The 12,804-nt window shown below is 46.3% G+C and carries 15 protein-coding genes; 9 read left to right on the forward strand and 6 right to left on the reverse strand.

Annotated elements, in window-relative coordinates; all coding sequences use genetic code 11:
- Nucleotides 1–61: 61 nt before the first annotated feature.
- Nucleotides 62–331 (reverse strand): SunI/YnzG family protein, encoded by a 270-nt coding sequence (locus tag AB4Z30_RS15780; protein ID WP_441927989.1) that lies wholly within the window; start codon nucleotides 329–331, stop codon nucleotides 62–64.
- A 195-nt stretch (nucleotides 332–526) separates the two neighbouring features.
- Between AB4Z30_RS15780 and AB4Z30_RS15785 the strand changes: the two genes are divergently transcribed.
- On the forward strand, nucleotides 527–1,159 hold the full coding sequence (locus AB4Z30_RS15785; protein WP_441927991.1) for a hypothetical protein: 633 nt from the start codon (nucleotides 527–529) through the stop codon (nucleotides 1,157–1,159).
- A gap of 26 nt (nucleotides 1,160–1,185) precedes the next feature.
- Nucleotides 1,186–1,788 (forward strand): DUF1349 domain-containing protein, encoded by a 603-nt coding sequence (locus AB4Z30_RS15790; protein WP_441927993.1) that lies wholly within the window; start codon nucleotides 1,186–1,188, stop codon nucleotides 1,786–1,788.
- A 117-nt stretch (nucleotides 1,789–1,905) separates the two neighbouring features.
- Here AB4Z30_RS15790 and AB4Z30_RS15795 read toward each other — a convergent pair whose 3' ends face one another.
- From AB4Z30_RS15795 to AB4Z30_RS15805, 3 genes are all read right to left on the reverse strand, one after another.
- Complete coding sequence (locus AB4Z30_RS15795; protein ID WP_441927995.1) at nucleotides 1,906–2,850, reverse strand: MFS transporter; 945 nt, start codon at nucleotides 2,848–2,850, stop codon at nucleotides 1,906–1,908.
- A 53-nt stretch (nucleotides 2,851–2,903) separates the two neighbouring features.
- Nucleotides 2,904–3,437, reverse strand: a complete 534-nt coding sequence (locus AB4Z30_RS15800) for a TetR/AcrR family transcriptional regulator (RefSeq protein WP_441927997.1) — start codon at nucleotides 3,435–3,437, stop codon at nucleotides 2,904–2,906.
- A gap of 84 nt (nucleotides 3,438–3,521) precedes the next feature.
- Complete coding sequence (locus AB4Z30_RS15805; RefSeq protein WP_441927998.1) at nucleotides 3,522–4,292, reverse strand: DeoR/GlpR family DNA-binding transcription regulator; 771 nt, start codon at nucleotides 4,290–4,292, stop codon at nucleotides 3,522–3,524.
- A gap of 321 nt (nucleotides 4,293–4,613) precedes the next feature.
- Here AB4Z30_RS15805 and AB4Z30_RS15810 point away from each other — a divergent pair, with 321 nt between their 5' ends.
- From AB4Z30_RS15810 to AB4Z30_RS15830, 5 genes are all read left to right on the forward strand, one after another.
- Entirely contained in the window at nucleotides 4,614–5,567 is a 954-nt protein-coding gene (locus tag AB4Z30_RS15810; protein WP_441927999.1) for a metallophosphoesterase family protein, read from the forward strand.
- 23 nt (nucleotides 5,568–5,590) lie between these two features.
- Nucleotides 5,591–6,448, forward strand: a complete 858-nt coding sequence (locus AB4Z30_RS15815) for an EamA family transporter (protein WP_441928001.1) — start codon at nucleotides 5,591–5,593, stop codon at nucleotides 6,446–6,448.
- 138 nt (nucleotides 6,449–6,586) lie between these two features.
- On the forward strand, nucleotides 6,587–7,441 hold the full coding sequence (locus AB4Z30_RS15820) for an effector binding domain-containing protein (protein WP_441928003.1): 855 nt from the start codon (nucleotides 6,587–6,589) through the stop codon (nucleotides 7,439–7,441).
- 299 nt (nucleotides 7,442–7,740) lie between these two features.
- On the forward strand, nucleotides 7,741–8,292 hold the full coding sequence (locus tag AB4Z30_RS15825; protein ID WP_441928005.1) for a nucleotidyltransferase family protein: 552 nt from the start codon (nucleotides 7,741–7,743) through the stop codon (nucleotides 8,290–8,292).
- A 36-nt stretch (nucleotides 8,293–8,328) separates the two neighbouring features.
- Nucleotides 8,329–9,072 (forward strand): YdcF family protein, encoded by a 744-nt coding sequence (locus tag AB4Z30_RS15830; RefSeq protein ID WP_441928007.1) that lies wholly within the window; start codon nucleotides 8,329–8,331, stop codon nucleotides 9,070–9,072.
- 95 nt (nucleotides 9,073–9,167) lie between these two features.
- Here AB4Z30_RS15830 and AB4Z30_RS15835 read toward each other — a convergent pair whose 3' ends face one another.
- The gene (locus AB4Z30_RS15835) at nucleotides 9,168–10,520 is read right to left on the reverse strand and encodes a M56 family metallopeptidase (RefSeq protein ID WP_441928009.1); all 1,353 of its coding nucleotides are present in this window, start codon (nucleotides 10,518–10,520) and stop codon (nucleotides 9,168–9,170) included.
- Between the two features lie 9 nt (nucleotides 10,521–10,529).
- Nucleotides 10,530–10,904, reverse strand: a complete 375-nt coding sequence (locus AB4Z30_RS15840; RefSeq protein WP_441928011.1) for a BlaI/MecI/CopY family transcriptional regulator — start codon at nucleotides 10,902–10,904, stop codon at nucleotides 10,530–10,532.
- Nucleotides 10,905–11,116: 212 nt separating this feature from the next.
- Here AB4Z30_RS15840 and AB4Z30_RS15845 point away from each other — a divergent pair, with 212 nt between their 5' ends.
- Together AB4Z30_RS15845 and AB4Z30_RS15850 are read left to right on the forward strand one after the other, a co-directional pair.
- Nucleotides 11,117–11,647, forward strand: a complete 531-nt coding sequence (locus tag AB4Z30_RS15845) for a hypothetical protein (RefSeq protein WP_441928013.1) — start codon at nucleotides 11,117–11,119, stop codon at nucleotides 11,645–11,647.
- 123 nt (nucleotides 11,648–11,770) lie between these two features.
- The gene (locus tag AB4Z30_RS15850; RefSeq protein WP_441928015.1) at nucleotides 11,771–12,661 is read left to right on the forward strand and encodes a TIGR01777 family oxidoreductase; all 891 of its coding nucleotides are present in this window, start codon (nucleotides 11,771–11,773) and stop codon (nucleotides 12,659–12,661) included.
- Nucleotides 12,662–12,804 lie beyond the last annotated feature (143 nt).

A 12,804-nucleotide genomic window follows, 5' to 3' on the forward strand; every position in this document is an offset into this window, starting at 1 on the left:
GAAAACGCCGCAGAGCTTCCTCTACGGCGTTTAAACATATGAGAAGCTCGGCAAACGGCCATTAACTAGCCGAGTGAGTAAGGAGAGTTTTAATGGTGGGATACAAATTCAGACTGTTCGTAAATAAAATGTATGATTGCTGAGCGGCACGGATTACAATCCGTTCGGTTGTTCCATTCACAGGTCCGATTCGAATAGCCGAAGGTTCACTGCCTCCATAAGTATCATCCAGAATGACAGATGTGATCTGTGCAAGAGGGATTTCAATTTTGAAAAACTGCCAACGGATGACCAGCTGATCCTCTACTTGTTTTGCGCTTAGACCAAACATAAAATGACCCCCTTATTCTGTGCGAATAAAATGATTGAACTAACAAAATGATGAAATGGTAGTCATTGCAGGATAGTTCCAGTTTATCATTTTTGGATAAAAATTCCTAATTCATAAAAAGTTGAATTGCGATTTTAATAGTACTCCACTTAAAAATAATTTTAAGGTATGCTTGCGGCAAAGGAGATGAACTGTATGAAGTACCTGAATGCTTACCATTACTTTGAGAGAGAGAAGGGCCCCTTTCGTAACCTCTCAAGTCTTTCAGTAATAGAGGCAGAGGCAGTTTCGCAGCAGATTCGGCAGGAAGGCCGAACTTTTGCCAGTCAGCGGTCAGCCGAATATATGACAATAAGAAGAGAACTCGAACAGATCGTATATGCAAGGTTTGGAGCTAAGGGAGGACAGCCTTTACAATCCTACCCTCATTATCTGACCCTGGGTGCATGCCCTTGGCTGGAATCCTGGTATGGGGATCCGGACCATGTCATCATTCCATGGGAGGAGCTACCTGCAGAAGTTGTGAGCTTCACGTACGGTGATCTCTTTCCAACGATGCGTTATGAAGACGATAAAGCATATCGCAAGCAGGTGTATACCAAAGACGAAATCGTTGAACTGATTCAAATCTATGGTTTGCCACAGGAATGGAATCCGACGGGGCAACAGGGACCTGAACGGTATATTGGGTGCAGGTCTGGGATGAACGTGTTGTCAAGCCGTTCTGCAAGTCCAATGTATGAAGTGAAGGGTGAGAGTGTTCGATACTTGAACAGGATTTGCTGCTTGATGCACCGAATAGTTGCATATATAATCTTTCCAAAATAATTTTACAGTCCAAGGAGTGTTGCGTGATGAATCTGTTTGAACATAGTGAAGGTAAGAGATTATCTGCCAATCTGGAGTGGTTGAATGAGCCTGAGGAATGGTCCATCGACAATGGAGAAGTGAGCATTACCGTGCCGCCGGCCAGCGACTTTTTCATTGATCCGGCGGGCGCGGCGGTGAATGAATCTGCACCATTTTTACATACAAAGATTACAGGTGATTTCAGTATCGTTGCTCAGGTAGACGTTGAAATGAAGGAACAATATGATTCGGGATGTTTGATGGTCAGAGCGAATGGTACAACTTGGGCGAAAGTATGCTTTGAATATTTTGAAGAACAGCCATCCATTCTTAGCGTTGTTACTCGCGGTGACTCGGATGACTGTGTGTCCTCTCCAGTACACGTAACCAAGCCGTATCTGCGTTTGGCCAGGGCTGGTCGAAGTTTTGCCTTCCATTATTCCGAGAACGGAGAGAAGTGGAAGCTGGTTCGTTATTTTGGTATGGATTGTCCCCAAGAGATACAGGTTGGCATTGTGGCTCAGTCTCCGATCGGACAAGGAACCAAAGTGAACTTTAGCTCTGTCCAATTACAGTCAGGCTTGAACGGAAGTATCCTACAAGTATAATTTCCTTCTATCTTCTAGACGGCATCGTAGCCGGCTCAGACTGGTTTTACACGAAGGAACAACCCCAGCAAACCAAGCATAGCAAAAGTCGTAAAAGCTGCTGTGCTGGAAAACACCTCAATGGTGTATCCCGCCATAAATGATCCTAGAAATTGCCCCACGCCTAGTGCAAGAAAGGCAAGACTTATCCCGATGGAGACATTCGGTTGGAACAGTCTCGTTGCCCATACGATAAGACCAGCTTAACTCAATTCGTTCTATAATCCGACCTGCACATCCGCCAAGTATACCTGTCACGCCCATGACAATCCAGAAAAGGACGGCTTCCGAATCGGAGGCCCCTTTGTCATCCGTAAGAAAGTTCCGGGCAAAAGTCCAATAAATCGCTGAGCTTGCACCGGTTAACAAACAAGCCATGAGTAAAGCCGAACCTGGTCTGGTCGGTCTCATGCAAGACCAGATGGACTTGGTGCAAGGAAGCGTTTTGGTTGCAGGAATTGCATGTCTGTTCCATAGCAACACAGTTATTCCGATCATGGCAAATAGAATATAACTTAAACGCCAGTAGTCGGTGAACAGTAAATATAGCGGGCCAGAGACGGTGATGCCAAAGCTGGTTCCTGTATTAATCCAGCTGTTGCCTCTGGCGTGAAGGTCTGGTGCAAGTTCGGCACTGACAGCATTCCCGAGAGCTGGGGATGCCCAGCCTGTGCTGAGTCCGGCAAGAAAAACGCTGACCGCAAGCAGCCAGGCATCATGGGACAAGCCAATACCGATCAAGCCAAGAATAGCACTGATTCCTGCAAGCTGAATGACGTAATGATGCCCCTTGCGATTGATAATGAGTGGTGCAGACAGGAGTGCAAGACAATAAGCGATATAGGTTGCCGAGTTGATGGCCCCGGATGCCGATTCGGATAATTGTAATGCCTCCGAGATTTCTGGCATAAACAGTCCGTAACTGAAACGCCCAAAAGCATAACACACAGCGATCAGGGCGACGCCAGGCAGGACTATCTTTTTCCTTACGATTCCACCGCCTTTTTTAGATAGAACGATCATTATATTTCTTGTGAAATAAAAAAGTGAGTTGAAATATGAACTCACCCTTTGTGTTATGAATTGAAACTAATTTGCGTCATGTGAATCAGTTCCCGGCAGACATCTGTTACATTTTCTGTTTCGGCCAGCGCCGTCGAACCCTCTAACAACAGCATAAATTGCATGATGCTCCGATCATTTGCTTCGGGATCACATTTTTTTATCAGGGTCATGATATGTTTTTTGTGCCCGTTCACCGTTTGCACGATGACATGATTTGGATCAGCCCCGAACTCTTCCTTCGCTCGTAAAAAAAGACATCCTCTGGCTTCATGCTCCATCAACCACTTGGCATGACCTTCAGCCAGATTGAGAAAGACGGACTGGGCCATGTTACCTGCATACAATCGTAGTTGCTCCAGATAACGCTGCTCGCGGCGCAGAAGTACCTCGACAATGAGGTCATCCTTGGATGCAAAGTGATTGTATAACGTCATGATGGCTACGTCAGCATCGGTAATGATGCGTTTCAATCCAATGGCATGAAAGCCATGCAGATAGAACAGGTCCTCGGACACGTTCAGGAGCATTTCTTTTTTGCTGCTCATGATCGCTGGCACACTCCCTTCACCCATTTTTATGTAAAAATAGAATGATCATTATATCCAAAATATAGAAAGCAGATTCTATTGTCAATCCGCAATCCAGGTTTCGATGTCCAGCCGTTGGAGGTTTTCGATCCATTCAGCCGGGCAAGCTGAGTCGGTAATGACCATGGAGATGTGCTCAACAGGCGCAATCTTGGCAAACGTGGAGCGTCCAAACTTGGTATGATCCGCCACGAGGATCGCTTCTTCCGCCCGTTCCATCATTTTACGCGAGATCAAAGCTTCCTCCAGTACATAATCCGTGATGCCATCCGTGAAGGAAACACCTCCTGCCGAGATGAACGATTTGTTGACTTTGAACTGACTTAACATTTCGTGTGCGGCAGGTCCGGTGGAGGCTTGAACCGCGGTATGGATCTCACCTCCGGCAAAAACGATTTTGCCAGCAAAAGATTCCAGAGCAACAGCCAGAATCGGTACGGAATTCGTGATGACTGTGATATGCGATCGGTGCTGCAATTGACGCATGATTTCGAGTGTGGTTGTGCCATTATCGAGCATGATAGTCTCGCCGTCCTCAATCAAGGAAGCTGCTGCGACGGCAATGGCCTGTTTTTCTTGGAGCTGCAGCTGTGAACGCTTTTGAAAGGGAGCTTCGATCATGCCAGAGCGCACACGTACAGCACCTCCATACACTTTACGCAACTCGCCTTCTTTCTCCAGACGATCGAGATCCCGCCGAATGGTTTCTGTGGATACCTGAAAGTGCTGAGCTAGCGTCTGTACCTGAACTTTGCCTTGGGTGGCAAGCTGGGTAAGGATGGTGTGTTTTCGTTCCTCGTATGTTAATGACATTAAAATCGTGCCTCCTTACGTTCTGGACGATTAGTTTTTGTGTGGATTATTGTTGTTTTTAATAGTGTAAGTTTGTGAAAATCACTTGTCAATTTCATTTGGCAGTTGTGAGTGGACGTATTGACAGACCATTGTTGTGAGGATAGTATCATATAAAACAACAAAAACAACAAGAAACCACATTTTGATACAGGGTGTAACTGAGTCTATTAATGCCATAATCAGCATTACATATAACTAATCTATCAAACTGCATGAAACAAGTGAAAGTTCTTGCTTGCTTTCAATGCGTATTCATGTGGTATTCGGGAGGACAATAGATTGAAACAACAGCTTGCTTTTCGTGAAAATGGGACCTTTACCATCGTACAGTTTACCGATTTACATTGGAAAGACGGGCGGCCTGAGGATCTCCGAACCCAGCGGATGATGCAAACCATCATCAAGCTGGAGCAGCCTGATCTTGTTGTGTTTACAGGCGATGTCATTTATACCGGGCCTGTGGAACCGGGGAATCAAGCATGTGAGCATCCAGCGCAGGCTTTTCGTGATGCAGTCTCGGTTGTGGAGGCGTGTGGAATTCCGTGGGCTTATGTGTTTGGCAATCATGATGCCGAGCAGCGGATTACCCAACGGGAGCTTATACATGTTGTTCAGGAGCATGTGCATAGTGTGACGGAAGCTGGGCCGGATGATATTGCAGGGGTAGGCAATTACACACTGGAGATTGCCGGAGCGGATGGCCTTCCGGCAGCCGTATTGTATTTGCTCGATTCGGGTAGTTATTCGACCGTTGAATCGATCCGCGGTTATGGCTGGATTCAACAGAGTCAGCTCCGGTGGCTGATGGATGAATCCACACGCGTTAATCCCGGACGCAGCGGCGGGGATAAGCTACCAGCCTTGGCGTTTTTCCATATCCCTATTCCCGAGTATCAACTGATGTGGGACAGCCAAATTTGTTATGGCAACAAACATGAACCGGTCTGCTGCGCACCAGTAAATTCGGGAATGTTTGCTACGTTGCTGGAGATGGGTGATGTGATGGGCACGTTCTGCGGGCACGATCATGTGAATGATTTTCACGGCGATTATCACGGCATCCGTCTCTGTTATGGGCGTTCCAGCGGTCACAGTACATACGGAAGAGAAGGTATGTTGCGCGGAGGCCGCGTTATTCAGATGCGTGCAGGTGAGCGAGCGTTTGATACCTGGCTTCGTCTGGAGGACGGATCGGTAGTGAAGGAACAGCCGGAGCATCAACCTGAGCAATAGAAACAGAGAGGAACATAAACATCATGATTTTACCTTTAATTCTGGTACTTGCTTCGGGGATGGCGCATGCCGTCTGGAGTATGTTTACGAAGCGAAGTTTGAACAAAAGTGTTTTTCTATGGTCAATTATGATGATTCCGACCGTATTACTGCTGCCTGTGCTGGTGATGGAGTTGTCTCGTGAATCGTTACCGATCTCAGCCTATGCGCTGTTGATCGTATCGATGGGGCTGCAGGCATTATATTCCTGGCTATTATCTCAGACGTACGAGCTTGGTGATCTATCGCAAATTTATCCGATTATGCGAGGCACAAGCACGCTACTGGTGCCTTTGATCGGGGTTGCGTTTCTGGGAGAGAAGTTGTCGGGATACGGATGGATAGGTATTGCCTGCATGATTGTTGGTTTCACTGCTCTTAGCGGTGTGGGGAGCAGGAAGGGAAGAGCAGGATCCGGGATGCAAGGGGCGAAGCCGGTTCTGATGGCTCTGTGCGTTGGATTATGTACGACGAGTTATGTGTTTGTGGACAAATTAAATCTGCAGCATATTTCTCCCCTGGCGTTGCTTGAGGTTACGAATATTGGATTTGTGGCTGGATTAACGCCAGCACTGCTCGCTTCAGGTGGTTTGCGTCAGGAGTGGAGGGTGAATCGTTCGACGATTCTGCTTGGAGCTTTGCTGAACCCAGGGTCATATTTGCTCTTTCTGTTTGCACTGGAACAGGCACCAATGGCCAGGTTGGGTCCGCTTCGGGAAGTGGGTACGGTATTCGCAGCTTTTCTCGGGATTTGGTTATTAAAAGAACAGCAAGGCATGAAACGCATTCTCTGTTCCATTGTTATTTTTGGTGGAATCTTGCTGATTGGCATGTGGGGATGATTTAGGAGGCAGAGCGATGTTTAGTCCTGTAGGGACGTGAAATGCACATCGTATACCTCATACTGCCCACCGGACAGAGGAAAGCACAAAATGACAGGCCTCCGTGCGCATCTTCTTGTATTATAGGAGCAAGGAGTGATGAACCACATGAAATGGGTGGAAGCGATACAAAAGTCTATTCAATACATGGAAGAGAATTTACTGGAGCCTATGACAGTGGATCAAATTGCAGCACAAGCGCACATGTCGGCGTTTCATTTTCAACGTATCTTTCATTTAATGACCGATGTTACCGTGGCAGAGTACATCAGACGCAGAAGATTAACATTGGCAGCGCATGAACTATTGCAAGCCGACCGTAAAATTATGGATTTGGCCTTCAAGTATGGCTATGATACGCCTGAATCGTTTTCCAAAGCTTTTCGGAGACAACATGGCATAACGCCACGTGAGACTCGCAAGTCTGGTGCTTCAGTCCAGTCATATAATCGACTCGTTATTCAAATCCGTTTACAAGGAGCAGAGCCAATGAAGCATCATATTGTTGAACAAGAGGCATTTTCCATTGCAGGCATTAGACAACGGTTTTCGTATGTCGATGGGCAGCATTTGCAGGGGATCGGCAACATGTGGGAGGAAGCCTACAGCAGTGGAGCAGAAGATCGGATATTGGCATTGAATAATGGGGTAATCCCAGGTTTGTTAGGTGTGTGTGTGGATCAAGCCGAGATGAAGGACAAACAGATGGAGTACTGGATTGCAACAACGTATGAAGGGGAGCAACCGGAAGGGCTATCTACGTTAACGTTCCCCGCGAGCAAATGGGTGGTTTTCGAGGTGGAGGAACCGATGCCTCAGGGAATACAACGTTTGTGGAAACGTATTGTAGGTGAATGGTTCCCTTCCAATTCGTACGAGCACGCATGGCTGCCTGAATTGGAAGTCTACCGGGGCATGAACCAGCCGCCCCAAATCTGGATACCGATTAAATAGCCCGATAGTAATTATTAAATAGTCGGATAGTAAGTATTGAATATCTGGATCGTAAGCTTTAGTTATCTTCACCAATGATCATCGATTAATATAACATCACAACTCCGCTCAGGAACCGTGATTTTCAGGCGTGCATTCATTTCGGATGTGCTGAAAATGACAGCTTGAGGGGAGTTGTTTATTTTATTCTAGGGTTAAAAACATGTTATATTGAAAGATAGTTGTCACAAACCATAAGAACTGACTAATGAACAGGATTTAAAGATATCCGTTGCCATCTAGTTTAAGGAGGGGTTGTTGTGCAATACGAAGAACGGTTTGTCCGAACGTTGCGACAACATGAGCAGATCATGCAGGATTTGCGGCTTGTGCGTTCGCTAGAGCTACCCGATTGTTACATAGGTGCGGGTTATATTCGTAATTACATATGGGATGATCTTCATGGATTTGCCAGACGGGAATTACATAGCGATATTGATGTTGTCTATTTCGATTCTACTGATCTGCGAGAGGAACGGGATTACGAACTTGAGCAGGAGCTATGTACTGCAACAGGTAACACGAAGTGGTCGGTTAAAAATCAGGCCAGGATGCACCTGCGCAACGGAGACATGCCGTATCACTCAACTGAAGATGCACTGCGCTTTTGGCCTGAGCAAGTAACAGCCATCGGTGTACAATTACATGAGGGCGATCAAATCAGGATATGTGCGCCTTATGGGCTGGAGGATCTGTATTCGTTAGTTGTGCGCAAAAGCCCGGCCTTTATGGATACAGCCTACTACAACGAACGTGTGTGCAAAAAGAATTGGCAAGAGCACTGGCCCAAGCTAACGATTATAAGAGCTTGAGATAAAAAATGTGAGGTCTAAAGTAGCGAAAGGAGTGTGGCTATACTGATACAGAAATTTTTACGGGAGAAAGGATATATTCTTGATCTGATTCTTCTGGGTTGTCTGGTTTTCTTTTTGATCTTCTGGGGCTGGAACTTTGCGGTGAAATTTTTTGCTCTCCTCACGGTGACCTTTATCATATTAAGACGAATTGATTATGAGAAACACATCTGGTTGAAACGTGTACTGTTGGTTATTTTCGGGGTCGGTGCGGTTTCCTTTGTTATTATTGAAGCGCTGGTTTTTACCCAGCTTGGTTCAAAGGATGCGGACCGAGCGGATTATGTCATCATTCTTGGATCAGGGATCAAGGGAACGGAATTGTCACTGACCTTGAAACAAAGACTGGATGCCAGTCTGGATTACATTCGTAGTCACCCAGAGACACCAGTCATCGTATCTGGAGGGCAGGGGCCAGGTGAATCCATTCCCGAAGCGCTTGCGATGAAAAATTACCTGGTGGATCAGGGCATTGCACCCGATCAAATCATTATGGAGGATCGCTCTACAAGCACGCAGGAAAATTTAGCTTTTTCTAAAAATATCATCCTTGCCTCCGGGCTGGAACATCCCAAAATTATGATTGTCACGAGCGACTACCATATGTTCAGATCGAAATACATCGCAGCCAAAAACGGCTACGCCGCAGAATATGGTATATCCGCTCCTTCACCCGGATATTTGAAACCGATCAATATGATTCGTGAATATTTTGGCGCAGTCAAGGCATTTCTATAATAAGACGAGAAACAGGGCGAAGCGGAATGAAGATGCTTCGTCCTGTTTCTCGTTTTAATATGTGACGTATGCTTACAGGGTGTGCGCGACACATCCTATTTTTCAGCAGGAGCACTAACAGCTCTAATTTCAGTAGCAGGGGTTGTAACAGATCTGGAGGTACTAGGAGAAGGGGCGACTTCAGCGACCTCCTCCTTAGGGACGGTAACCCTGATCTCAGCAGCCGGTACCAAATTATCTCTGGAAGAGCTAACGGAAGGGGCAACTTCAGCAACCTCATCCCTAGGGACAGTAGCTCTGATCTCAGCAACGGGTACCGAAGTACCATTGGAAGAGCCAGCTGAAGGAGAAGCTTCAGTGACCTCATCCTTAGGCATAGTAACGCTCACCTCAGCAGCTTGGGATGAAGTTTTTTTGGAAGTATCAGGTACAGGCACAGCTTCAGTTGCTTTTGATTCTACTTTGGGTGTGTGGTTAGATGCCCATACGGCTGTGGACGTACTTGCTACGGCAATCAGACATAAAGCTCCGATCGTTATCATCCGATGCTTTTTATTCATTTTTTTTACATCAAACATCATCGTTAATCTCCTTTTGAGTTGTTTTCCTTCCCCGGAAAGGGAGGAGCAAAATTGCACAGGTACGCTTCTTGCGCCTGCCATCACCTTTAAAATCGTTTCTCCATAACGTTTGCGATCTTCGAAGGACATCTCCTGCACGACCTTTTCATCACAAGAAAACTCACTCCACGTATGAATCTCCTGACGAAGGAGGTGAACCAGTGGATTAAACCAGTGCAGGGCGCTGACCAATAAAGTGATAGCCTTGACCCATAGATCCTTATGTTTAAGATGAGTTAATTCATGGTGATAAACCAGTCTCATATCCAGGTGGATTGTACCGGATAGAGGTAAATAAATCGTGGGTTTAGTCAAACCGACCAGTACAGGACTTCGGAGAATCGGACTATAGGCCAGTAAAACATGCCGCCGAATACCCAGTTCTTTCTTCATGATCGGAAGCAAAAGGGCTGCTTCGCTGTTCTCTTGCACATCCGTTCGTGTACGTTTCAATGCATTGGTGAATTTGCGATAATAGTAGATCTGCCACGTTGAATAAACGAGAACGCCCACTCCCCAAGCACCGAGCAGAACATAGGCCACAGCAGAAGGTATAGTCCACTCTGGTGCAGAAATTCCCCCTAACATGCTTCGCATGCTGTCGGATGGTTTAACGGTTGTGCTTGATGTGTGTTGAAATAAGCTGGCGAACCAGGAAATTCCGAGCGACAGGGGAAATACATAAAAAACGACAGCCATTTTACTCAGCCCGTAACGCCAGTGAGCCGGGAAAAGGTTAACATTCAGAAAGCGCATTGCAAGGATGCAGGCTGTAGCCATGCTTCCGGCCATCGTCAATGCTACGAGCAGTTCCAGAAAGATATTCATGATAGGCACCTACTTTTCCGACAGCCATTTTTTTAATTCTGCAATGTCATCCTCTGAAAGCTTATCCCCGTCGTACATGGCCGAAACCAGATTTTTAACAGAACCTTGGTAAAGTCCATCGAGTACCGTTTTTGTTTTCTGGAGTTTGTAGTCTTCGGGAAGCAGAAGAGGTTCGTAATAGTTTGTTCGCCCCTGTCTGGTTACGGTGAGCGCTCCTTTATCAACGAGTCTGGATAGAAAAGTTGAGATGGTCTGTGCTTTCCACTCTTTTCCTTTTAACTTAAACATGTCTAACAACTCGGAAGAAGTGACCGGAGGAGTACAAGACCAGATCACCTCCATCAGTTCCAGCTCGGTTTCGGACCATTTTTGAATTTGGTGCACCACAAAAGCACTCCTTTACAACGTTATGCGTCCATAACGAAAATGAATTACTACACTACGTAGTACGTTTAAATTACTACAACATGTAGTATATAGTCAAGTATAGTATATGAAAGCCTCTTGTTTCTTATTTGCATCTCAAGAGCAATAAAGAAAAGCGTGTTATACTATAGGTCAACAATGGATGAATGAAATGAACGAGTCAGGAGTGAATGATCATTACAGCATTTCAATTAGCTGCTCTGGAGGAGCAAAAGAACATTTCAATGATCGAACTGCAAGATATTATACGAATGCTTGCCCATGCGCCCTTATTATACGATGATGGTCAGCACATTCAGGTTCAGGATTACCTTGAAGGACTTGAACTGGAGCTGACACATGACATTCGTCGTGCAGCGATTGAATTGTACGAACTGGGTGTCAAGGCTTGTCGCCGTTTCACGGATGTACTGGCCTATGAGCAGCTGCAAGATGTGCTTGGACTACAGGCAGAGTTGTGGCAGGAGGGTGTGCTAACACTCCGTGATTGGATGGAGTGGCTTAAGCAGATTGGCGAGGGGCGGCGAGCTCTACCTGTGTATGATTTTGCGACTATATTGGGTGATTTACCTGAAGGTTATATGATTCATGATTTTCATGATGAACTACAGTATCGACTCGAACAGGATGCTACGAATGTCTGGGCAAACGAAGAGCGAAATCGATTATATACAGCGATTGGTGTGCAAGGAAGAGTCTAAGTGTAGCTTTCCGCTCCACACAAACTGCGAGTTATATCAAACGAAAGGGCCACTTATGTTGTTTACTCTAATATGAATGTACTGCATATATGGCATTGACCATCTGGGGAATGAGGGGATACCGTGAAAAAGGTTGTACTTGCTGGTGGAACGGGATTTGTTGGCCAGGACTTTGCACCCCGATTTAAAAAGCTGGGATACGATGTGCTCGTGATCTCACGTCAGTCCGGGCACATCGCCTGGGAAGATCGAGCAGCTATCATTGAAGCACTTGAAGGTGCCGAGCTGCTGATCAACCTGGCTGGAAAATCGGTGAATTGCCGCTACACGGAAGAGAATCGCAGAATCATTTTCGATTCCAGGACAGAAACCACACATATTCTTGGAAAAGCAATACTGGCATGTACACAGCCGCCTGAATTGTGGATTAACTCCAGTACAGCGACCATTTACAGACATGCGGAAGATCGCCCTATGACAGAAAAAGATGGCGAGATCGGTTCTGGTTTTTCCGTGGAAGTAGCCAAAGCATGGGAGCAGGCATTTTTTGGTTTCAAGCTGCCCTCTACGCGGCAGATTGCGCTTCGCATTGCGATTGTACTTGGTGAAGGCGGGGTGATGGAACCGTTGACGAATCTGGTTCGATTTGGCCTGGGAGGAGCTCAGGGAGCCGGAACCCAGCAGTTCAGCTGGATTCATATTGAAGATCTGTTCCGCATGGTGAGGTTTGTGCAAGAGCATACAGAGCTGGAAGGTGTCTTTAATGCTTCGTCCCCTCATCCGGTGACCAATCGAGAACTGATGGCAAGTCTTCGGAAACAGATGGGGACAAGTATTGGACTCCCGTCTCCACGCTGGATGCTTGAACTTGGAGCCATACTCATCCGTACGGAAACGGAATTGGTACTTAAGAGTCGCTGGGTAATTCCCGATCGCATGGAAAAGGCAGGCTTCACGTTTACTTATGCTTCGCTGGATGCGGCACTAGCAGACCTCCTTAAGAAATCTAAGTAACTCGTTACAATCAGGATTCGTGTATATATAATTAGTTCCGAACCGTGAACACAATGTACCGTTCAGAAAAACGTTAGTGCTGTAATGGGAGGGCAGAGCAATCTGCCCTTCTGTCGATTGCACCATTATTCAGTTGGAGGCAT

Origin of the sequence: Paenibacillus sp. 2TAF8, assembly GCF_052114825.1 — a bacterium.
Classification (GTDB): domain Bacteria; phylum Bacillota; class Bacilli; order Paenibacillales; family Paenibacillaceae; genus Paenibacillus.